Annotated in this window: 16 protein-coding genes and 2 pseudogenes; 16 read left to right on the plus strand and 2 right to left on the minus strand. The window is 66.6% G+C overall.

What is annotated here, in order from left to right; genetic code table 11:
- Positions 1-120: 120 nt before the first annotated feature.
- The 16 genes and pseudogenes from PX52LOC_RS07060 (at position 121) to plsY (ending at position 20,017) form a co-directional block, all read left to right on the plus strand.
- Entirely contained in the window at positions 121-1,656 is a 1,536-nt protein-coding gene (locus PX52LOC_RS07060; RefSeq protein ID WP_149109426.1) for a sodium:solute symporter family transporter, read from the plus strand.
- A 1-nt stretch (position 1,657) separates the two neighbouring features.
- Positions 1,658-2,530 (plus strand): annotated as a pseudogene (murQ, locus tag PX52LOC_RS43775) (N-acetylmuramic acid 6-phosphate etherase); the annotation flags it as partial.
- Positions 2,531-2,608: 78 nt separating this feature from the next.
- A pseudogene (locus PX52LOC_RS43780) lies at positions 2,609-3,508 on the plus strand (N-acetylglucosamine kinase); the annotation flags it as partial.
- A gap of 9 nt (positions 3,509-3,517) precedes the next feature.
- The gene (locus PX52LOC_RS07070) at positions 3,518-4,585 is read left to right on the plus strand and encodes an ABC transporter ATP-binding protein (RefSeq protein ID WP_149109427.1); all 1,068 of its coding nucleotides are present in this window, start codon (positions 3,518-3,520) and stop codon (positions 4,583-4,585) included.
- Positions 4,586-4,635: 50 nt separating this feature from the next.
- On the plus strand, positions 4,636-6,087 hold the full coding sequence (gene nusA / locus PX52LOC_RS07075; RefSeq protein WP_149109428.1) for a transcription termination factor NusA: 1,452 nt from the start codon (positions 4,636-4,638) through the stop codon (positions 6,085-6,087).
- Between the two features lie 226 nt (positions 6,088-6,313).
- Positions 6,314-9,700: a translation initiation factor IF-2 gene (gene infB, locus PX52LOC_RS07080; protein ID WP_168218848.1), complete on the plus strand. Its 3,387-nt coding sequence runs from the start codon at positions 6,314-6,316 to the stop codon at positions 9,698-9,700.
- A 300-nt stretch (positions 9,701-10,000) separates the two neighbouring features.
- Entirely contained in the window at positions 10,001-10,285 is a 285-nt protein-coding gene (locus PX52LOC_RS07085; RefSeq protein ID WP_149109429.1) for a DUF503 domain-containing protein, read from the plus strand.
- 197 nt (positions 10,286-10,482) lie between these two features.
- On the plus strand, positions 10,483-10,965 hold the full coding sequence (rbfA, locus tag PX52LOC_RS07090) for a 30S ribosome-binding factor RbfA (protein WP_168218849.1): 483 nt from the start codon (positions 10,483-10,485) through the stop codon (positions 10,963-10,965).
- Positions 10,966-11,051: 86 nt separating this feature from the next.
- Positions 11,052-11,774: an endonuclease III domain-containing protein gene (locus PX52LOC_RS07095; protein ID WP_149109431.1), complete on the plus strand. Its 723-nt coding sequence runs from the start codon at positions 11,052-11,054 to the stop codon at positions 11,772-11,774.
- Between the two features lie 21 nt (positions 11,775-11,795).
- The gene (locus tag PX52LOC_RS07100; protein ID WP_149109432.1) at positions 11,796-12,527 is read left to right on the plus strand and encodes a zinc ribbon domain-containing protein; all 732 of its coding nucleotides are present in this window, start codon (positions 11,796-11,798) and stop codon (positions 12,525-12,527) included.
- Between the two features lie 66 nt (positions 12,528-12,593).
- Positions 12,594-13,688 carry a tetraacyldisaccharide 4'-kinase gene (gene lpxK / locus PX52LOC_RS07105; RefSeq protein WP_149109433.1) on the plus strand — a complete coding sequence of 365 codons (1,095 nt, stop codon included), beginning with the start codon at positions 12,594-12,596 and terminating at the stop codon, positions 13,686-13,688.
- Positions 13,689-13,749: 61 nt separating this feature from the next.
- Positions 13,750-14,817, plus strand: a complete 1,068-nt coding sequence (gene waaF, locus PX52LOC_RS07110) for a lipopolysaccharide heptosyltransferase II (protein WP_149109434.1) — start codon at positions 13,750-13,752, stop codon at positions 14,815-14,817.
- Positions 14,807-16,552 (plus strand): lipopolysaccharide kinase InaA family protein, encoded by a 1,746-nt coding sequence (locus PX52LOC_RS07115; RefSeq protein WP_149109435.1) that lies wholly within the window; start codon positions 14,807-14,809, stop codon positions 16,550-16,552. Before waaF ends, PX52LOC_RS07115 begins: the two co-directional genes overlap by 11 nt.
- A complete protein-coding gene (locus PX52LOC_RS07120; protein WP_149109436.1) occupies positions 16,549-17,463 on the plus strand; it encodes a lipopolysaccharide kinase InaA family protein in 915 nt (304 codons plus the stop codon). Before PX52LOC_RS07115 ends, PX52LOC_RS07120 begins: the two co-directional genes overlap by 4 nt.
- A gap of 33 nt (positions 17,464-17,496) precedes the next feature.
- On the plus strand, positions 17,497-18,663 hold the full coding sequence (locus tag PX52LOC_RS07125) for a glycosyltransferase family 4 protein (protein WP_149109437.1): 1,167 nt from the start codon (positions 17,497-17,499) through the stop codon (positions 18,661-18,663).
- A 109-nt stretch (positions 18,664-18,772) separates the two neighbouring features.
- The gene (gene plsY / locus PX52LOC_RS07130; RefSeq protein ID WP_149109438.1) at positions 18,773-20,017 is read left to right on the plus strand and encodes a glycerol-3-phosphate 1-O-acyltransferase PlsY; all 1,245 of its coding nucleotides are present in this window, start codon (positions 18,773-18,775) and stop codon (positions 20,015-20,017) included.
- A gap of 52 nt (positions 20,018-20,069) precedes the next feature.
- On the opposite strand, the gene PX52LOC_RS07135 is transcribed toward plsY, so the two are convergent.
- Together PX52LOC_RS07135 and PX52LOC_RS07140 are read right to left on the minus strand one after the other, a co-directional pair.
- Positions 20,070-20,465 (minus strand): DMT family protein, encoded by a 396-nt coding sequence (locus tag PX52LOC_RS07135; RefSeq protein WP_149109439.1) that lies wholly within the window; start codon positions 20,463-20,465, stop codon positions 20,070-20,072.
- 73 nt (positions 20,466-20,538) lie between these two features.
- Positions 20,539-21,705, minus strand: coding sequence for a peptidylprolyl isomerase (locus PX52LOC_RS07140; protein ID WP_168218850.1), 1,167 nt, complete (start codon positions 21,703-21,705; stop codon positions 20,539-20,541).
- Between the last annotated feature and the right edge of the window lie 35 nt (positions 21,706-21,740).

Here is a 21,740-nt window from a genome sequence, read left to right on the forward strand (position 1 = left end):
GCGACCAATCGGGGCGTGACGCCCCACTCATGGGTTTAGACGATTTCGACGTGCGTGTCTCGCGAAGTGCCCGGTTGCGGTTACAGGGGCGTTACAGAATGAAGTCCGTATCCTTCCCCCATGCCGTCTACCCGCCTTTCGACCGTCGATCTTATTATCGTGGCCGCGTACATCTTCGCGATGACGCTCATGGGGGCGTGGTTCACGCGGCGGCAGAAAGATCTGCAAGCCTACTTCGTCGGCGGGCGGAACGTCGGTTGGTTCATGGTCCTCATTTCCATCGTCGCCACCGAGACGAGTGCCGTCACGTTCCTCAGCGTGCCGGGCGTCGGGTACAACCCCGACGGCGGGAACCTCACGTTCATCCAACTCGCGTTCGGCTACATCATCGGCCGGTGCCTCGTCGCGTGGCTGCTGTTGCCGCTGTACATGCGAGGCGAACTCTTCTCGGCGTACCAAGTGCTTCGCGAGAAGTTTGGCCCGGCGGTTCAGCGGGTGGCGTCCGGGTTGTTCCTCGTCACGCGGACGATCGCCGACGGGTTGCGGCTGTTCCTGACGGCCCTCGTCATTCAGTACGTCGGCCTCGACGTGGAAACGTCGATCCTGCTCGTCGGCGTCGTGACCATCGTCTACACCTTCCTCGGCGGCATGAAAGCGGTGCTGTGGACTGACCTGATTCAGTTCGTCATCAAGATCGCCGGGGCCGTTCTCGCCGGCGTCTTCGTGATCGTGCAACTCGACGGCGGCTGGCAGCAGTACCTCGAAGTCGGCTCGGCCGCGAACAAGTTCATCTGGCTCGATCCGGTCTTCGACGTGACGAAGGCGTACACGTTCTGGACCGGCCTCATCGGCGGGGCGGTGTTCAGCATGGCCTCGCACGGGGCCGACCAACTCATGGTGCAGCGCTACCTCTGTGCGAAGTCGCTCGGCAACGCCCGGCTCGCGCTTGTGCTCAGCGGGTTCACCGTCGCGGTGCAGTTCTTGCTGTTCTTGCTTGTCGGCGTCGGCCTGTTCGTGGCCGCGAAGACGGGCACGTTCAACCCCGGCACGGCGACGAAGGACGAAGTCTTCGGCCTGTTCATCGTCACGAAGATGCCCGTCGGCGTGGTTGGCGTGCTGGTGGCCGCCATCCTCGCGGCGGCCATGTCCACCCTGTCGTCGTCGCTGAACAGTTCCGCGAACGCGCTCGTGACGGACTTCTATAAGCCGCTCGTGCCGAACAAGAGCGAGGCGAGCTACGTGCTGCTGTCACGGGTGATGACGGTGGTGTGGGGCGTCGCGCAGATGGGCGTGGCCGTGTTCGCCTACCGCATCGGCAGCGAGCGCAGCGTCGTGGACCGCGTGCTGGCCGTGGCCGGGCTGACGACGGGGCTGATCCTGGGGCTGTTTCTGTTGGGCCGCATGAAGAAGCCGGTGTCATCGTCGTCGGCCATCGCGGGACTGCTGACCGGGGCCGTCGTGGTCGGGCTGGCTTACCTGCCGTCGTTCGACGGCCCCCAGGACTGGCTGAAGGCGAATGTGCCGGCCTGGTTCCCGGCCGATAAGAAGACCACCTCACTCGCGTTCCCGTGGTACGCCCCGTTGGGGGCCGGGACCACCGTGCTGGTGGCACTCCTGCTATCAGCCGCCCTGAAACCGAAGCCCGCGGCCCGCTGACATGCTCGACCACCTTCAGACCGAAGCCCGCAACCCGGCGTCCGAGCGGTTGGACGAACTCACCTCGGTCGAGATCGTCGAACTGATGAACCGCGAAGACGCCACCCTCGCGGTCGCCGTCGCCACGCAGAAGCAGGCCATCGCCCAGGCCATCGACGCCATCGCGGACCGGCTCGGCAAGGGCGGGCGACTCATCTACTGTGGGGCCGGTACGTCCGGCCGGCTCGGCGTGCTGGACGCCAGCGAGTGCCCGCCGACGTTCCAGACCGATCCGTCGCAGGTCGTCGGCCTCATCGCCGGCGGTCGGGGGGCGATGTTTCAGGCCGTCGAAGGGGCGGAAGATTCGCCGGAGCAAGGGGAGGCCGACCTCGTTCAACTGAACCTGACCGCGAACGACGTGGTGTGCGGCATCGCGAGCAGCGGCCGCACGCCGTACGTGATCGGGGCCGTGCGACACGCGCGATCCGTCGGCGCGTTCACGCTCGCCGTCGTCTGCACGACGCCCTCGGAACTCGGACCGGAAGTCGATCTGCCGATCGCGCCAGTGGTCGGGGCGGAAGTCCTCACCGGCTCGACGCGGCTGAAGGCCGGCACGGTGACGAAGATGGTGCTGAACATGCTCACGACCGGGGCGATGGTCCGCCTCGGCAAAGCCTTCGGCAACCTCATGGTCGATCTCAAGGCGACGAACCGGAAGCTCGTCGCCCGCTCCAACCGCATCGTGCGATCCGTCACCGGACTGGACGAAGCCGCCGTCGATGGGCTGTTGAAAGCGAGCAGCGGTGAAGTGAAAACGGCCATCGTCGCGCATCTCGCGAACGTGCCGCCGGCGGAAGCGCGGCAGAAGTTGCACACGGCCGGCAGGCGGATTCGTCTCGCCGTCGGTTCTTCGCTGAAGACGACCGCAACGGTGGAACGCCCCCTTCGTTCCGACCTCGTCCTCGGCATCGACGGCGGCGGCACCAACACACGCACCCTACTTGCGAACGCCGCGACCGGCGAAATCCTCGGCCGGGCAGAGGGCGGGCCGTCGAACATTCAATCCGTCGGCGTCGAGACGGCGTTGAAAGCCCTCGACGACTCCATCGACCAGGCATTCCGCACGGCCAACCTGCCGCGGGCGAAGGTCGGGGCGATTTGCCTCGGCCTCGCCGGCGTCGATCGGCAGGAGGGGCTGGACATCATCCACAGTTGGGCGAACCGCTCGGCCGTGTCGGAGACGGTGCGCGTCTCGAACGATGCAACGCTGCTCCTCGCGGCCGGCACGCCGGACGGCTGGGGGCTGGCGGTCATCGCGGGAACGGGGTCAATCGCGTTCGTGCAAACGCCGGACGGCAAGGTCGGCCGGTGCGGCGGTTGGGGCTACACCCTCGGCGACGAGGGGAGTGCGTATGTGATCGCGCACCGCGCATTGCGGGCGGCGTGTCGCGCGCATGACCGCGTAGGGTCGCCGACCGTGCTGGTCGAGCGATTCGTGAAGCGGATGAACGTGGCCGACGCGCCGAGTTTGATCCCGGCCGTGTACCGCGGGCCGTGGGACCGGGCCGCCATCGCGGGGATGGCCCCTCTGGTGCTGGAAGCCGCGGCCGAAGGCGATGCCGTGGCGGGCGAAATCGTGCGGAACGAAGTCGCCGACTTCGCACGAACGGCGTTCGGAGCCGTGGCGAATCACGGCCTGCCGCGCGAAGGGCTGCCGATTGCGCTCGCCGGCGGATTGCTGCTGCACAGCGAGTTGTACCGCCGGCTATTCCTGGACGAACTGCGGGAACTCGGCGTCACACCGGGGGTGGTCACGCCGGTGGAGGAACCGGCGAAGGGAGCCGTGGTGTTGGCGAGACGGGTCATTCGTTAAACTCACCCCATGCTCACCCTCCGCGGCGTCTCGAAACTCTTCGCCCCCAACGTCGGCCTGCACCCACTCGACCTCGACGTGCCGGCCGGGGACCGACTCGTGCTGTTGGGGCCGTCCGGGTCGGGGAAGTCCACACTCTTGCGGCTGATCGCCGGGCTGGACGACCCAGACACGGGCGAAATCTTCCTCGATGGCAAACTCGTCAATCGTGTGCCGCCGCACGAACGCGGCGTGGCATTCGTACCGCAACGGGCGGGGCTGTACCCGCACTTGACCGTGCAGGAAAACCTGGCTGTCGGACGCCGCACGCCCGTGCCGACTGCCGATCCGTTTGGCATTTCGCACTTGCTCGACCGCTTCCCGCACCAACTGTCCGGCGGTGAAAAACAGCGGGTCGCCCTGGCCCGCGTCGTGACCCGGCAAGCTGGGGTGTGGTTGTTCGATGAGCCGTTTGCCGCGCTCGACCCGGTGTTCCGGTCGGAAATTCGTCACGATCTGCACTTGATCCTCGGCAATTCCCTGCACACAATACTTCTAGTCACTCATGACCCGATCGATGCCCTGGCCCTCGGCCGCCGCGTCGGCGTGTTGGGAGACGGACGGATTCAACAACTCGGCACTGCCGAGGAGTTGGCCGACCGACCCAACAACCGGTTCGTGGCGTTTTCCGTGGGCCAGTTGAGTTTAATCGACGGGCGAGTGTGTGGCGGCGATCCTTCCGCGGCGAAATTCGTCTCGGAGGACGGGTCGGTTGACGTGACAATACCCCCGGCACTCGCCCGGCGGGTCGCGACCCAACCGACTCCCAACCTGACGCTCGGCATCCGGCCCGAAGATGTTCACCTTCGGCCGCCCGAGGAGGATTCCCCCAACGGGGCGAACTTCCGCGGGTGGCTGGTCATCTCGGCCGAACCGGTCGGCAGCGGGTGGCTACTCACAACGGCGCGCGGCCGGTGCCGCGTCCGGGTGGGGTGGTCGTCCGACGCGCCGCCCCGGGTCGGCACCCCCGTAAACTGGTTTAGCCCTGTTGACCGCTGCCTGTGGTTCGATCACACTGGTCGACGGATCGAAGCGTAATTGTCGAACGGACTCGCACCGACGGATTCTGCCTACTGCTGAGGTTCACCATGCCTGAAGTCAAGAAGCCTGCCGCGACCGGGAAGGCCATCCTCGAACTCGTTGAAAAGATGCACGAGGAGAAGAAAATCTCCCGCGACATCATCTTCACGGGCATCGAGTCGGCCATCCAACTGGCGGCCGAACGACACTTCCAGGTCGAGGAAGGCGTGTTGGTCCTGATCGACCGCGCGACCGGCGAAATCTCCGCGAAGGTCAAGACCGGGGACAGCGAGGCCACGGACATCGACCCCGTCACCCTCGGCCGGATCGCGGCGCAGTCGGCCAAGCAGGTGATGATCCAGAAGATTCGCGAGGCCGAGTCGGATACCGTCTTCAACGAGTTCTCCGGCAAGAAGGGCGAACTCATCCAGGGCACCGTCACCCGCGTGGACGCCGGCACGGCCATCGTGTCGCTCGGCAAGAGCGAAGCCCTGCTGCCGCGCAGCGAGCAAATCCCCGGCGAGACGCACCACCTCGGCGAGCGGGTGAAGGCCGTCGTGCTGGAAGTCCGTAAGGCCGGGCAGCGGGTGAAGATCATTCTCTCCCGGTGCCACCCGGATTTCGTGAAGTCGTTGTTCGAGGACGAGATTCCGGAAATCGACGACCGCACCATCGACATCCGCGCCGTGGCCCGCGAAGCCGGCTACCGCACGAAGTTGGCCGTCTCCAGCATCGACTTGAAAGTCGATTGCGTCGGGGCGTGCGTTGGTGTCCGCGGCAGCCGGATCAAGAACATCATTGAGGAACTCAACGGCGAGCGCATCGACATCGTTCGCTGGAACGACTCGCTGCAAGTGTTGATCCCGAACGCCCTGTCGCCGGCCCAGATTTCGGAAGTGTTCACGTACCAAAAGCTCGGCCGTGCGTTGGTGTTGGTGACGGAAGACCAGCTTTCGCTGGCCATCGGCCGCCGCGGGCAGAACGTCCGGTTGGCGTCGAAGCTCGTCGGCTGGGACATCGAGATCATGACCCACGAGGAGTTGGCGGAAGGGCTGGAACGGGCCGAGCGGTGGTTCGCGCAACTGCCGAACGTCACCGAAGACCACGTGCAAACGCTGATTGGCGAAGGCTTTTTGTCGTACAACGACCTGACCTTCCTGGACGGCGAGGGGTTGGCCGAGTTCACCGACATCCCGCTGGAACAGGCCGAGGAAGTCATCGCTTACGCGGAAGAGTACGCCGACCACATGGAAGCGAGTGTCGAGGAAGAACGCGCGGCACAAGCCGCGGCGCAAGCCGAGGCGGACGCGGCGGCGGCAGCCGCCGTGGCGGAAGCCGAGGCCGAAGTCGAAGCGGAAGCAGCGGCGGCCAAGGCGGCAGAAGCCGCCGCGGCCGGTGAAGAAAACGCGAACACGCTGGCGGCGGACGTGTCTACGGAGGGGGAAACCCCGGCCGAAGTACCCACTCACGAGGGCGAAGTCGTGGCAGTTGCGGCCCAGGAAACGGAGCCGTCGGCATGAACGGCCGACACTCAAAACATGCTGAACGTCAGGTAGTTGTCGATGATGCCGCCGCGAAATCGGTGGCCGAATGTTCCGCTCGCGCGGGGTGGGCGGTTTCGACCGGGGAAAATGTCCCCCTGTTCGGAAATTTGATTCAAGTTAGAATGCCTATTACTCGCACCCGGATCGGGAGGCGGGGGGCGGGGAAACTGGGGTGCCGCGGCCACCCCTTAAGGAGTAGCGCTTGTCGAATACGCCAACGAAAGAACCGAAGGAAAAACAGATTCGGGTGTTCGAGTTAGCGAAGGAACTCAACCTTGAGTCGAAGCAACTGCTCGACTACTGCAAGGAATTGGGCTTCGCCGAAGTGAAGAACCAACTCAAGGGGTTGAGCGGCGATCAAGTCGATGCGCTGAAGGACCGCTCCAAGAAAGGCCCGCGCGCCAGTTCGCCCACCGCGGCCCCGCTGCCGACCGTCAAAGCCACGATGCCGCCGCCCGGCAAAATTGAATCGAAGATTCAGCACCTTCCCAAAGCCAAGGTTCCCGCGAAGCCGGCCGAAGTGACGCCGCCCGCTCCGGAACCCGTCGCCGAACTGCCCACCCCGGAACCGGAACCCGTCGTTGCGGAAGCTCCCGCCGAGCCGGAAGCGCCACCCGCGCCCGAACCGGTTGTCGCCGCGCCTGTCGTCCCGCCCCCGCCGCCCAAACTCCCGACCTTCGGAGCCGCCAAGATTCAGAACCTCAGTGGGAAAGCCCCGCCCAAACCGCTGCCGCCGAAGCCAGTGGTAGCGCCGCCCGTCGCGACAGTTCCCGTCGTGCCGCCCGCCGCCCCCGCACCGACCGTCACAGTTCCGCCCGTCGAACAACCGACCACGCCGACGCCTCCCGCCGCAACCGTGGTCCCGAGTGAGCCGACGCCGCCCGTCGCGGCCCCGGCCGCCGTCTCGCCGCCCCCGACCGCTCCGGCACCGTTGCCGCCGCAACAAATTCAACGGCAAACGCTTCCGCCGACCGTGTCCCGCCCCGGTGTTCCGACCCTGGGTAGCAGTCGCCCACCGCAACCCGGCGCGCCGCGGCCGATCATGGGTCCGGGTAACAACCCCGCCCGGCCGATGGGCAGCCCGCCGCAACCCGGCGCGCCCCGCCCGCCGCAACAAGGTCCGGGTGGCCCCGCCGCCGGCCCACGCCCGCCGCAAGGCCCGGGCGGCCCCCGTCAAATCGGTTCGAACCCCGGTCGCGGACCGGGCCATGGCCCCGGCCACGCGCCGGCTGGCGGCCCGCCGAAGCCGCACACCGGCAAGGGGCCGCCGATGGTCGCCCCGCCGAAGACCGGCCAGCCGACCAAGCTCACGCCGGAAATGCTCGACAAGATCCGCAAGCTCGCCCAGCAGGGCAAGCGGGTGGACATCAAGGAAATTCAGAAGACCGGTGAGGTCACCACGACTGGCGCGCCGGGCGATGCCAACCGCCCGAACCGCGGCCCCGGCGGCGAAGCCCAACGGCCCGGCGGCCCGCCGCGCCCGGCGATGCTGCCCCGTCAGCCCGGCGACCCCAGCCCGGTGGTGACGGAAGACGACGAGAAGCCGAAAGGCCCGGGCGGTGCCCGCGTCATCGGTGGCGACGCCCGCCACAAGAACCGCCAAGACCGCGCCCGCCAGCGTGGCGGCAGCACCTCGACCGACCGCAACTCCGTCGTCATCGGGACCGGCGGTAGCGTGGACATGATCGAGGAGAAGCACGGCTCCCGCCGCGGCCCCCGTGCCGCCCTCCTCAGCAAGCTCAAGCGCCGCCAACAGCAGCAGGTGGTCAAGAAGGAAGGCCCGGTCGAAATCGCCCCGCCGATCACGGTGCGGTCGCTCTCCGAGGCCATCGGGATGAAGGTCGGTGAGTTGAGCAAGCGGTTGGTGAAGGAAACCAACAAGCTCTACGCCGTCAACTCGCCGGTCGAGTTCGAGGTGGCGGAACTCATCGCCATCGAGAAGGGCATCACGCTCAAGCTCAAGGAGCGCGAGACGGCCGAGAGCAAGGTCCTCGACAAATACAAGAAGCGGGCCGAGGAAATGGACCCCGCGCTCGCCGTCACGCGGCCGCCGATCGTCACGATCATGGGCCACGTCGACCACGGCAAGACGACGCTTCTCGACAAGATCCGCCAAGAGTACGGCATCAAGTCGGACGTCGTCTCCACCGAGGCCGGCGGCATCACGCAGGTCATCCGCGCGTGGCAGGTCGAGAAGGACGGCAACCACGTCACCTTCCTCGACACCCCCGGCCACGAGGCGTTCACGAAGATGCGTGCCCGCGGGGCGAAGGTCACGGACATCGTCGTCATCGTCGTCGCGGCGACCGACGGCGTCATGCCGCAGACGGAAGAAGCGATCAGCCACGCGAAGGCCGCCGACGTGGACATCATCGTCGCCATTAACAAGATCGACATGCCGAACGCGAACGTCGATAAGACGCGGCGGCAGCTGTACCAACTCGAACTCCTGCCCGACAACATGGGCGGCGACGTGCCGTTCGTCGAGACGAGCGCCACCACCGGTCAGGGCATCAGCGAACTGCTCGAGCAAGTTCTGCTCGTCGCGGAACTGGCCGACCCGCCGCTGAAGGCCGACCCCCAGCACCCTGGCTCCGGGACGTGTCTGGAAGCGTACCAGGACTCCGACGAAGGGGTGAAGGCCACGCTGATCGTCCAGCAGGGGACGCTCCACAAGGGCGACATTCTCCTGTGCGGCAGCACCTTTGGCCGCGTCCGGGCGATGTACAACGACATGGGCGTCCAGATCGATGAGGCCGGGCCGAGTACGCCGGTGAAGGTCACCGGGCTGGACGAGGTGCCGGACGCCGACGACCCGTTCTACGTGGTCGAAGACCTCAGCACCGCCCGCGAGATCGCCGAGGTCCGGAAGTCCAGCCGTCAGCGGTCGGCACTGTCGAGCTTCACGCCGATCAGCCTTGACACGTTCAACGCGGCGAAGGCGGCCCAGAAGATCACCGAACTCAAGGTCATCATCAAGGCCGAGGCCCGCGGGTCGGTGGAAGCCATCAAGAAGGAGATGGAGAAACTCGTCCACGAGGAAGTCCGCGTGCGGGTGCTGCACTCCGGGATCGGGGCCATCAACGAGTCGGACGTGGAACTGGCGCTCACGTCGCCGGCCGACACGCTGGTCATCGGCTTCAACGTGACGGCCGACGACGCCGCCCTGCGGCTGGCCGAGCAGCGGGGCGTCAGCCTCCGCGAGTACGACATCATTTACAAGCTGACCGACGACGTGAAGTCGGCCCTGGAAGGGAAGCTCAAGCCGATCGAGGAGGTCGTCCACCTCGGCCGGGCGGTCATCCGCGACACGTTCAAGATCAGCAAGACCGGCACCATCGCCGGGTGCTACGTCACCAGCGGCGTCATCGAACGCTCGGCCCGCGTGCGGGTCATCCGCCAGGGCGTGGTCATCTTCCCGCCGTCGGAGAAGGTCGTCGGCCTCGACTCGCTCAAGCGGTTCAAGGACGACGCCAAGGAAGTCCGCGAGGGCTTCGAGTGCGGCATGAAGATCACCGGCTTCGACGACGTGAAGGTCGACGACGTGATCGAGGCGTTCAAGATCGAGATCAAGTACCGGACGCTGTAACCGCGGCGGGGGTTAGGGGGTTGAAATGCGAGCTAGCCGCTGGGACCGCCACATGTTCGCGCTACGGCGTAGACATCCGTGGCGGTTCGCGGCTCTAATGTTCCTTGGGACTCTCGGTTCATTTACCCTTGTTGCGGACGTGGGAACAGCGACGGGGTGGCTCCCGATCGAAAACTCTACCCGGTTTCGTTACGTGCCGGCCGTATCGATGTTCGTAACCATGTGGATTGCAACCCGCAGTCGGCCGAAAGCAGAACCGCAGCGGGTAACCGAAAACCGACTGACCAGTGTGGTTGAATAGTGTTCGTCGGCTCGCTTCGTGCCCGCCTGCTCTTGCGGGCGAGTCGCACGCTGAAGGACAAGCGGCAGGTCGTGCGGTCGATTTTGGATCGGCTGCGCAACAGCTTCAACGTAGCTGCGGCGGAAGTCGATACGCTCGATGACGTGAAAGTCGTCACCCTCGGCATCGCCGCCGTCGGCCCTGAACACGCGGGTGTAAAGGGCGTCCTACAGGAGATCGCCGAAGCATTGCGGGCGCACCCGGTGGCCGAATACCTCGACGGCGAGATTGAAGTGGGGCGGTGAGGCGGGTGAGATTGCTTATTCTCGGACGAGCGTCGCGGCGTAAGCGCGACGTGCCTTCCCGCAGGTTGACACGTCGCGCTTACGCCGCGACGCTCGCCGTTGTTCTGGCCGGCGGCGTTTCGAACGTGTGAATCGGTAAAATGCCAGCGTTCGTCGTTCCGCTAGATTTGAAACCTTCGACCCCAAGACCCGACCAAATGAAATCTCACCGGCTCGCTCGCATCGGCGAAGTCATTCGCGAAGTGGCGAGCACGACCATCTTGTTCGAACTCAAAGACCCGCGCGTCAAGAACGTCACCGTCACCCGGACAGAGGTGGCGGCGGACCTCCAGCACGCGAAGGTGTACGTCTCGGTCATGGGCAGCGAGAAGCAGCAGCAACTCGCGCTCTACGGCCTCCAGCACGCGGCCGGGTTCATTCAGTCGAAGATCGCCAAGCAACTCGCGACGCGGTTCATGCCGGTCATCCAGTTTGTGCTGGACGAAGGGGTGAAGAAGAGTATCGAGATTAGTAAAATCCTGGCTGAAGAGAAAGCCCGGTCCGCCGGGCCGGCCGTTGCCACCGAGGGTGCGGTCGATGCCGACGACGAAGAGATCGACGACGACGAGGACGATGCGGACGCCGAAGAGGACGACTCGGCGCCCAAGAACGCGGAACGCGGAACGCGGAACGCGGAATAGCAAGCCGGTCACTCGGCCTTTCATTCCGCACCCGGCACTCCGCATCCCGCACTGATCCGCGTCCGCGAATCCGTGAGCCTCCCGCCATGCTGGCGATTATGAACAAGCAAGACCTCCTCACGAAGTCGATCAAAGTTCTCGATAAGAAATTCCCTCCGGCGGCCGACCCCGTGGCCCGGCCGGTGCTGGAAGAGGTGCTGTACGCCGTCGTCCGCGAGGGCACGACCACCGAGCAGGCGAACGCCGTGTTCGCCAAGATGAAGGGCACGTTCTTCGACTGGAACGAGGTCCGCGTCAGCACGGTGCCGGAAATCGCCGACGCGATCGCCGGTGTGCCGGACGCCAGCCGCAAGGCCCAGCGGATCAACGAGATCCTGCACTACGTCTTCGAGATGTACTACTCGTTCGAACTGACCGACCTCGACAAGAAGGGTCTGAAGCAGGCCGGCAAGCAACTCGGCCGGTTCACCGGCATGACCGACTTCGGCGTCGCGTGGGTCATCCAACGGGCGCTCGGCGGCCACGCCATCCCGCTCGACGAGCCGACCATCCGCGCCCTGCGGCGGTTGGGCATCATCGAGGGGGAAGGCGAGGTCGAAGACCTCGAGGCGGTCCGCACCTCGCTGGAACACTACATCCCGAAGTCGAGCGGCCCGACCTTTACCGACCGCTTCTCGACGCTGGCCGTGACGATCTGCCAGGAAAAGCCGAAGTGCCCCGACTGCCCGTTGCGGCCCGACTGCCCCACCGGCCAGGAGTACGGTAAGAAGGTCGCCCCCGAGCCGAAGCCGAAGCCGAAGTCGCGGTGACACCCCGCCCAGGGCTGACCGATGGACATCAAGATCCGCTGCCCGCACTGCGAGACGAAGCTCGTCGTCGGCGATGAACTCGTCGGCCAGGCCGTCCTCTGCGAAGACTGCAACAAGCAATTCACCGTCGAACAACCCGCCGGGTCGTCCGGCAAAAGTAGCAGCGGCGAACGGCCACGCGATCGGGGTGAGCGCGACGACCGGGGCGAAGAACGCCCGCGGTCCCGCCGCCGCGACGATGACGACCACGGGCGATCCCGGGACGACTTCGACGACGAGGACGACCGGCCCATCCGGCGGAAGCCGAAGCGGAGCAGCAGTCACGTCGCCCCGCTCATCTTCGGCAGCCTCTTGATCTTGATGACGCTCGGCGTCGGCGTCGGCATGTACTTCACCTTCGGCTTCGGCACGAGTTCTAGCCGCGACGGCTTCGGCGTCCCGAACAACCGCGGCGGCATGGTCGGGGTGCCGGCCGTGGGGGGAAGCAGGTATCGCCTCTCGGACGCACAGTGGATCGCCGGCAACACGTTCGCGGTGACGGTCGCAACCGAAAACGGCCGGACCGACCCGACCCTCGTGCGGTTGGTCTACCGCTCCCTCGACGGCACGGGTAACTACGCCTTTAGCATGCCGCTCGGCCCCCGCCAGCCGATTACGGTCCCGAAAATTGGTGGGGGACGCACTCCCACGACGATGTGGGTCGAGCCGATCACCGGCGGCGCTCCCCTCTCCAACATGATCACGCTCAACTGACCGTCCCGCCGCTTTCCCACTCGCAATTGACGCCCCCGATTTCCGCGTGTTACCCTTCTCGCCATCATGGGGTCGGAGTCGTTTCACCAGATCATTCGCGGACAGCGCCGGGGGCCGGTTGCGGCGACCGCCCGCGCCGGCTTGCGGCTGCTCAGTTGGCCCTACGGCCTCGCGGTGCGACTCCGGAACCGCCTCTTTGACCGCGGCTGGAAGCACACCTTCCGCGCGGCCGTGCCCGTCATCAGCGTCGGCAACCTGACCCTCGGCGGCACCGGCAAAACGCCGTGCGTGGAGTATGTGGCTGGCTTGTTGCGGGAACGGGGCGTGCGGCCGGTGATTCTCAGCCGCGGCTACGGGGCGGAGCACAACCGCAACGACGAGGCAATGGTGCTGGAAGAGAACCTGCCCGACGTGCCGCACCTGCAAGGGGCCGACCGCGTTCAACTGGCGATGACGGCCGTGGAAGAACTCGACGCCGACGTACTCATCCTCGACGACGGCTTCCAGCACCGCCGGCTGACGCGCGACCTCGACATCGTACTGATCGACGCGACGGCACTGCTAGCCGGCGAGGCGATGTTCCCCCGCGGCGTGCTGCGGGAACCGATCGCCGGACTGAGCCGGGCCGACGTGCTGGTGCTAACGCGGTGCGACCAAACTTCGACGGCGGACGAACAGGCGGCGTGGCTGAAGCAACGCTTTCCCACGAAGCCTGTCGCCAAGGCGGTCCACCGGCCGATGGAACTGGTCGGCCCGGACGGGGTCACGGAATCGCTGGAGGTGCTCAAGGCGACGCCGGTCGCGGGATTCTGCGGCATCGGCAACCCGGAAGCGTTCCGCGGCCTGCTGACGCAACTCGGCGCACCGCCGGTCGCGTTCCGCACGTTCGCCGACCACCACGCCTACACGCGCGAGGACGTGGCCGACCTGACCCGCTGGGCGACCGACCTGCCGCCGAACGCGGTGATCGTAACGACGCAAAAAGACTGGGTGAAACTGCGGGTCGCCGACCTCGGCGGCCGCAAGCTGTGGGCGTTGCGGATCGGCTTCCAACTGATCGAGGGCGAGGAAGCCTTCGCGGAAATGCTGAATCGATTCACCACAGAGGGCACAGAGAACACAGAGGAAGGGACCGAAGAGCGGTCGGAAACCCAACCCTGAATTTGGTTCTTCTCTGTGTTCTCTGTGCCCTCTGTGGTGAATCGACTTTAAGGACGCACGGATGCGGACGATTGCTCTCTTTCTCCCGAACTGGATCGGCGACGTGGTGATGGCCACGCCGGCCATCCGGGCCGTGCGCGACCACTTCCCGCAGGCCCGGTTGCTGGCGGTGAGCAAGCCCTACGTTGCGGACACGGTCGCCGGGTCGCCGTGGTTCGACGACCTTATTCCGTTCGACAAGTCCGGCCCGCGGCACCGCCGCTTCCGCTTCGTGCTGAACCGCCTCGCCGACGAAAAACTCGACGCGGCCGTGCTGTTCCCGAACTCGTTCCGCCCGGCCCTGCTCGCCCGCCTCGCCGGCTCGCGGTACATCGTCGGCTACGCCCGCTACTTCCGCGACGCCCTGCTGACCCGCCGCCTGTACGCCACGCGGGGCAACGACGGCCGGCCGAAGCCGACGCCGGTTCTCGACGACTACAACCGCCTCGTCGAACAACTCGGCGTGCCGAACCCCGGCCGGCGGATGGAACTGTTCACCACGCCGGCCGACGAACAAGCGGCCGAGACGTTCTGGCTGCGACACGGGCTGAACCGTGTGAACCGCGTGATCGGCCTGAACCCCGGCGGTGCGTTCGGGGCGTCGAAGCACTGGCCGACGAACCAGTTCGCGGAGGTGGCGAAGCGGTTCGCCGATCAGCGTTCGACCGCCGTCGTCGTGCTGTGCGGCCCGGCGGAGCGTGAAGAAGCCAACCGCATCGCCGAGCAGAGCGGCCGGGCGAACGTGATTTCACTCGCGGGCAGTGATCTCTCGATTGGGCTGACGAAAGCCGTCGTGCGGCGGCTGAGTTTGCTCGTCACCACCGACAGCGGCCCGCGGCACTTCGCGGCGGCGTTCGGCGTGCCGGTCGTGTCGCTGTTCGGCCCGACGCACATCGCCTGGACGGAGACGCACTTCGCGAAGGCGGTCCACCTGCAAAACAAGTTGCCGTGCGGGCCGTGCCAGCAGCGCATCTGCCCGCTCGGCCACCACCAGTGCATGACGAGTTTGAGCGAGACGGACGTGTTCGCCGCGTCCCAAGAGTTGTTGGCCCGGTTCCCCGCTGGGCAGGAGGCCCGCCGTGTTGGTTAACTTGATGCCGCCGCCCGTGGAAACGGAATTCGCCCCCGCGTTCAAGCTCCGCGAGCCGGAGATCGTGGTTTCGCAACCGGAGCCGGACCGCGGCTTCTTGGTCGTCCACCCGCGCTACCGCCACTGGCTGGCGAAGTGCGGCCTGACGACGAGCACAGCCGTCTGGAACCTGCCGGGCGAGATCGTCTCCGGGCACCCGAGCCGGCACGTTTTGCAAGTGGCCGTGCGATCGGGCGGCGCGACCCGCAACCTGTTCCTGAAGCGCGAACTCATCGTCGGCTGGCGGGTGCGGCGGCGCAACCGGCGGGACGGCTTCGGCCCGGTGTCGCGGTCGGAACGTGAGGCGAAGATTTTGCAACGATTGGAAGACGCCAACCTGCCGGGGCCGCACTGGATCGCCTACGGCGAGGACGGCGACGGCCGGGCTTTCCTGTTGGTGGATGAACTGACCGGCTGCCGCGAACTACGAGACGTGCTTGGTGACGCCGCACTGTCACCGACCGACCGCCGCACGCTGGCTGTCCGCTTGGGCGAATCGCTGGCATCCCTGCACGCGGCCGGGTTCGACACGCCGGACTTGGCGGCGAAGCACGTCTTCGTGCGGCCCGGCTCGTTTTCGCCAACGCTCCTCGACTGGCAGTCGTCGCAACCGGGGCGAAGGCCGGACGCGGACGCGCGGCGGGAATCGCTGGCAACCCTGGACGCGACGCTGACCGAATGGCTCGCGACGCCGCGCGAACGGCTGCGGGCACTGCGGGCGTATCAGCAGAAGATGGACAAACTGGTACTGAGTGCCGACCATTCTCCTTCACCTCGTGTGGTAGACGGTCAATCGCCTTCGGAGAGAGTTACCCCCCTCCCTAACCCTCCTCCGCAAGGAGGGAGGGAACAAAACCTGTCCTCACTCGCCCGTGCGGTCCGCGTTCAATCACAGAAACTCCTCGCGAAGTCCTCCGTCCGTGATCAGCGGCAGCCGAACGCACTGAGCCGCAATCAGCGACTCGTGTGGCTGGCCGACGAGGCTGTGTGTGCTATCCCCGAAGTCGCGAAGCTCTGGCCACGGCCGGCGGTTTGTTCGCCGTACTACCTCGACCCGACGGCCACCGTCGAAGACGGCGAACGCCTCGGCGTTCGGCTCGCCGACGACCGGGCGGCCACGCTCCTCCGCTTCCGCACGACCGACTGGCTCGGCCGCGGTCTGGCGGTGCTTCGCGGGAAGTCGTGGCGGTCCCCCGCGGCGAACCTGTCGCGGCTGATGTTCCACCTTCAAAAAGCTGGCGTGCCGGTGCCGCAGTTGTTTGCCTTCGGCCAACGGCTCACGCGGTTCGGCCCGGCCGACTCGTTCCTGTTGCACAACCTGCCGGCCGGCAGCGTGACGCTCGATGCCTGGCTCACGCGATCGGGCGACAACCCGACGGAACGCGAGCGGTTGCTCGGCCAACTCGGCGGCATCGTGCGCAGCATCCACGACGCCGACTGCATACTCGGCCCGGCACGGGAGGCACTTCGCGTACTCCCCACGAACAAAGGCCCGCGGGTGACGGTCGATCCCACGCACGGGGCGGCCCTCGTGCGGCAACTGACCGACCGCGCTCGGCAACTCGACCTCGTCGACCTCCTCCGCTCGTTCGGCCAGCCGCTCTCGGCCGACGGCTGCCGCCGCGTGCTGGACGGTTACGCCCCGACGCCGGCGTTCCAGGACCGCGTTCTTCGAATGGCGGTGAACCGCGCATGAATAGTACCTCTGTTCCACGCTTGACGCCGTGCCCGTCGCATTCGGTCCTCGGCCGCCTGCTCCGCGGGAGTCGGTGCATTGTCGCCGTGCCCGGGTTCGAGCAGTTCGCCGGCCCGGACTGGTCGACTCGCGTCATGCACGACGCGGCGGCCGACCCGCTGCACGCCAAGCAGGGCCGCAGCATTAGTTACTGGCCGCTCGCCAACGACGCCGGTCGCCCGTTGAACCTGTACCTCAAGCGGCACTACGAACTGCCCCGCTGGCAAGGGCTGCTGGCGACGCTGTTGCCGTGCCGGGCGGTGTCGCCGGGGTTGGCCGAGTGGGAACACTTGCGGTGGGCGGAGGAGCACGGCATCCCCGTCGCGCGGCCCGTTGCGGCCGGCGAGTTCCGCGGGCCGTGGGGCAAGCTCCAGAGCTTCCTCGCGGTCGAGGCGCTCGCCGGGATGCAACCGCTGAACGAGGCGATCCCGCTCGCGTTCCGCACGCTGTCGTCGGCCGACTTCGCGAAGTGGAAGCGCGGCCTCGTGGGTGAAATCGCCCGCCTCTCGCGGGAACTGCACCGGCGGCGGGCCTTCCACAAAGACCTGTACCTCTGCCACTTCTACCTGCCGAGCGCCGACTGCGAAGGGGTGCCGCCGACGTTCCACGGCCGCGTGTTCATGATCGACTTCCACCGCCTCGGCCTGCACCGCCTCTTCCGCCTGCGGTACCAGGTGAAGGACTTGGCACAATTGTTGTTCTCGACGGGCGGCGTGTCGGGCATCACCGACCGCGACCGGCTGCGGTTCTGGAAGCTCTACCGCAGCGGCGAATGGGGCAGTGCGAACTCGCCGCGCGAGTGGCTGCGGGGGCCGGTGCGGATCAAGTGGAAGCGGTACGACCGCCACAACAAGAAACACGCGAACGGTTGATACCCGAATCACGGCCCGCTTGGAACGGACTCCATGAACATTGCCCTCTGTCACCCCAGCGTCGTCCCGGCCCGCGGCGGGTGCGAGACGTACATCAGCGACCTCGCCCGGCGGTTGGCTCGCGACGGCCACGCCGTCCACCTGTTTGCGTCGGGGTGGGACGCCACCGCCCTGCCGGCGGCCACGCACTTCTACCGCATCGCCCGGCCGTCCGGCCCGCGGTCCATTCGCGCCTGGAAGTTCGCCGCCGCGTGCGAAGTGGCCCTGCGGATCGCGCAGCCGGACGTGAGCATCGGCTTCGACAAGACGTGGGGGCAGGACATCCTCTACCCGCAGGGCGGCCTGCACGCGGCGACGAACGCCCACAACCAACTGAAGCACGCCGGCCGCGCATCGCAGTGGATCGCGAGCGTCGGTAAGTGGTTCGACCCGGCGAACTGGTCGTACTCGCAGTTGGAACGCAAGCAGTACTTCGGCGAACACCGCCCCACGATCGTCGTGAACAGCGAGATGGTCCGCGGGCACTTCGAGCAGTTCTACGGTGAGACGCCGGCCGGCATTCGAGTCTTGCGGAGTGCCATCGACCCGCAGCGGTTCGCGGCCGACGACCGCCTCAAACGGCGGGCCGACGAGCGCGACCGCTGGGGCGTGCCGCCGGCCACGTCAATCGGGCTGTTCATCGCGACCAACTACCGGCTCAAGGGGTTGGCCCCGCTGCTGAAGGCACTGCCGCACGTGCCGCGCGACCGCGACTTCCGCCTCGTCGTCGTCGGCGACCCGCAGACGAAGCCGTACGAGCGGCTGGCGGAATCGCTCGGCGTGGCCAACCGCGTGTCGTTCCTCGGCTTCCGCAAGGACCCGAAGGAGGCGTACTTCGCGGCTGACTTCCTGGTCCACCCGACGTTCTACGACCCGTGTTCGCTCGTCGTGCTGGAAGCCCTGGCGTGCGGCCTGCCGGTGGTCACGACCCGGTACAACGGCGCGGCGGAACTGCTCGCCCCGTCGAACAGCGTCGTCGTGAACGACCCGCACGACGCGAAGGAACTCGGGGCCGCGGTCGCCCGATTCACCGAGCCTGCCGTCCGCCTGACGGCGTCAGCGTCAGCCCGCGAGGCGGCGAAGGCATGGACGTTCGAGCACCACTACCGCGGCCTGTTGACGATTCTCGAAGAGACGCGGGCGGTGAAGCGGGCAGCGTAGCCGACTGGGCGAGCCGAGCACCGTGAGGTGCCGGGTGAGTGTCGTTGATACTCACCCGGCACCTCACGGTGCTCGGCTCGCCGGTCGCCGGTCCATATAACCACTTCGCATGACTGCGTCGCTCACGGTTCCGCTCCTCTGGCTGATGTCGTACCTCGTCGGGGCGCTGCCGTTCGGCTACCTCGTCGGCCGGTGGAAGGGCGTCGATCTCTTCAAAATCGGCTCCGGCAACATCGGGGCCACCAACGTCGGCCGCGTTCTCGGCCGCAAATTCGGCATCCTCGTTTTCGTGCTGGACTTCCTCAAAGGGGCGATCCCCGTCGCCGTCGTCGTTCCGCTCGCCAACCTCGTTTCCAGTGACGTACTGCCGACGTTCGGGTCCGCGGACGTGCTGCGCGTCGGGGCGGCCGCGTTCGCGTTCCTCGGCCACCTGTTCCCGGTCTACCTGCGGTTCCGCGGCGGCAAAGGCGTGGCCACCGGGGCGGGGGCGGTCGCCGTGCTCGCGCCAGTGCCGTTCGCGGCGGCTCTCGCGACGTGGCTGCTGACGGCGTTGGTCTCGCGGATGGTGTCGCTGGCGTCCCTGGCGGCCGTCGCGGTTCTGTCGGCGGTGCAGTTACTCATCGGCGGGTCCGCGGTCGTGACGGGTTTTTGCGTGTTGGGGAGTCTACTCGTGGCCGTCCGTCATCGGTCGAACGTCGGCCGACTGATCCGCGGAACGGAGAGCCAGATCGGAGATGGGTTGATGCGTCAGAATTTACTGCGGGTGCTGCACGTCGTGGCGGCCGGGCTGTGGGTCGGCGGGGCCGGGTTCTTCAACTTCGTGGCCGCGCCGAGCATCTTCGACACCTTCAAGGGCGTGGTGCAAACGGCCCCGAGCGACCGCACCGCGAACATGGCGATCGTTCCGAGCGCGCCGGGAGCAACCCCCGAACAGATAGCAAAGTTACACGACGACCTCGGCCGTGCCCTCGCGGGGGCGGCGGTGGGGCCGATCTTTCCGAAGTATTTCGCAATGCAACTCGTGTGTGCGGTTGTCGTACTGGCGACCGCGTGGACCTGGAGAAACACAGATCCGACGACGAACAAGCACCGCCTGCGGTTCCTACTGGCGCTGATGGCGTCCTTGTCGGTCGCGGCGGGGTGGTGGATTTCCGACGTGGTCAGCCGCCTGCGGTTGGCCCGATTCGATCCGAGTTCGGAAATCGCCAAAGCTGCTATCGAGCAGTTCGCGACGTGGCACCTCGTCAGCCTCGGCCTCAGTTTCGTGACGATCAGCCTGGCGTTCGCGATACTAGTGCTAGCAGCGTGGCTGCCGCAGAAGTTCGAAGACGAGAAGGCGAGTGGCCCGGCGTAAGCGGGGCGTGGTTCCCACACAGACAGGCACGTCGCGCTCACGCCGCTCGCCTTCAATCAGTGCGTTCGCTCGCTTCCACTTTCGGCGCGTCGTCCTCGGGCGGCTTCTTCCCTTCGCCGCGGACGAGCGCGACGGCCGCGACGACCAGCGCGAAGGCCGCCGCCGTTCGCCACGTCGGTGCTTCGCCCAGGTACACCCACGCAAAGACTACGAAGACCGCGAGCGTCACCACTTCCTGAATCAGCTTGAGCTGCGTGCCGGTGAGGACGTCCGATCCCATGCGGTTCGCGGGCACTTGGAGCAGGTACTCCGGCAGTGCGATCAGCCAACTCACGAGCATGACGGTGAGGAGCGCCTTGTCCTTGTGCTTCAGGTGGCCGTACCACGCGATCGTCATGAAGGTGTTCGAGCCGACGAGCAACAGCACGGTGAAGACAATCGTTCGCATGGCGTCCGCCCTGGGGAAAAAAGAACCGCCGGCATGAAGCCGGCGGCGAATCCAACGCTGTCCGTTTCCGAGGTTACTTCATCGGCACGGCCGTCGCGGGCACGGTCGCGCTGGCGGGGGTCGTGGTCGCCGGGGCGGCGTTGATGACGATCTCCGCCTTCGGCTTCATCTGGCCGACGACGGCGTCCCGCAACCGCACGGCGTACACGCCGCGGACGTCTTCCTTCACGTCCTCGAACTTCCGTGGGGTGCCCGCCTTCTTCGCCGTGGTCATGATGAGGTGCTGGCCGAACTCGGTCGTCACCACGTCGCTCATGTCGAACGGCTTCAGCGCGAACGCCGCCTTCGCGAACGGCTCGACCATCGCCCCGACGCGCGGGAAGTAGCTCAGGTCGCCGCCGTTCTTCTTCGACGGGCAGGACGAATACTTCTGGGCGTAGGCCGCGAAGAGTTCGTCGGCGCGCTTGGTGCGGGCCGTTTCCTTCGCCATCGCGTCGCCGGGGGCGGCGTCGGCGGCCTTCTTGGCTTCGGCTTCGATCGTTTGCTTGATCGCGGCGAGCGTCTTCTTGGCCTCGTCGACCTTCGCGGCGTCGGTGCCGGGGGTCATGAGGATGTGCCGGGCGCGAACCGTCGAGCCGTCGAACACGTCCGGGCTGGCGTCGAACAGCTTCTTCAGTTCGGCGTCGTTGCCCTGTTGCTTCAGGAATTTGTCCCACTTCATCTGGGCGGCGACTTCCACGCGGAACTCGGCTTCCGTCAGCATCATCTGTTCGAGTTGCTTCTGGTAGTCGACGCTGCCCTTCTTCAACTCGCCCTTCAGTTCCTCGATCAGCTTGTCCACTTCCGCCGGCTCGGCCGTCATCTTGAGGGCGTTGAGGTACTGGTCGATGATGTAGTTTTCGATCAGGTGGTTGAGAATTTCCTTGCGGGCGATCTCGCGCTCCTCGGCCGGAAACTGGCGGAGGGCCCGGTAGACCGCGACTTCGGGAATCTCTTGCCCGTTGACCTTCGCGGCGACGCCGGTCGGCCGCGGTTCGGGCTTCGCCGGTTCGACCGGGGCGACGGAGGGCAGCGGGACGGTGCCGGTCATCGGGGTCGCCGTGGCGGGCGGCAGAGTTGCGGGTGCGGCAGGTGCTGCGGGTGTGACCGGCGGCGGCGTCACGGGAGCTTGGGCCGAAGCGCTGGCCGCCAGGATCGAACTCGTGAGAATCGCCGCCGCCCGACGGTTGAAGAATCGCATTATGGAACTTCCTCCTGAAGCGAGCCGGGCCATTT

The sequence above is a fragment of the Limnoglobus roseus genome (assembly GCF_008254045.1).
In the GTDB taxonomy this organism is placed as follows: Bacteria; Planctomycetota; Planctomycetia; order Gemmatales; family Gemmataceae; genus Limnoglobus; species Limnoglobus roseus.

Coding starts and splice junctions, on each gene's coding strand:
- PX52LOC_RS07060 (WP_149109426.1), top strand. CDS start 121: ATGCCGTCTACCCGCCTTTCGACCGTCGATCTTATTATCGTGGCCGCG.
- PX52LOC_RS07070 (WP_149109427.1), top strand. CDS start 3,518: ATGCTCACCCTCCGCGGCGTCTCGAAACTCTTCGCCCCCAACGTCGGC.
- nusA (WP_149109428.1), top strand. CDS start 4,636: ATGCCTGAAGTCAAGAAGCCTGCCGCGACCGGGAAGGCCATCCTCGAA.
- rbfA (WP_168218849.1), top strand. CDS start 10,483: ATGAAATCTCACCGGCTCGCTCGCATCGGCGAAGTCATTCGCGAAGTG.
- PX52LOC_RS07095 (WP_149109431.1), top strand. CDS start 11,052: ATGCTGGCGATTATGAACAAGCAAGACCTCCTCACGAAGTCGATCAAA.
- PX52LOC_RS07100 (WP_149109432.1), top strand. CDS start 11,796: ATGGACATCAAGATCCGCTGCCCGCACTGCGAGACGAAGCTCGTCGTC.
- lpxK (WP_149109433.1), top strand. CDS start 12,594: ATGGGGTCGGAGTCGTTTCACCAGATCATTCGCGGACAGCGCCGGGGG.
- waaF (WP_149109434.1), top strand. CDS start 13,750: ATGCGGACGATTGCTCTCTTTCTCCCGAACTGGATCGGCGACGTGGTG.
- PX52LOC_RS07120 (WP_149109436.1), top strand. CDS start 16,549: ATGAATAGTACCTCTGTTCCACGCTTGACGCCGTGCCCGTCGCATTCG.
- PX52LOC_RS07125 (WP_149109437.1), top strand. CDS start 17,497: ATGAACATTGCCCTCTGTCACCCCAGCGTCGTCCCGGCCCGCGGCGGG.
- plsY (WP_149109438.1), top strand. CDS start 18,773: ATGACTGCGTCGCTCACGGTTCCGCTCCTCTGGCTGATGTCGTACCTC.
- PX52LOC_RS07135 (WP_149109439.1), bottom strand. CDS start 20,465: ATGCGAACGATTGTCTTCACCGTGCTGTTGCTCGTCGGCTCGAACACC.
- PX52LOC_RS07140 (WP_168218850.1), bottom strand. CDS start 21,705: ATGCGATTCTTCAACCGTCGGGCGGCGGCGATTCTCACGAGTTCGATC.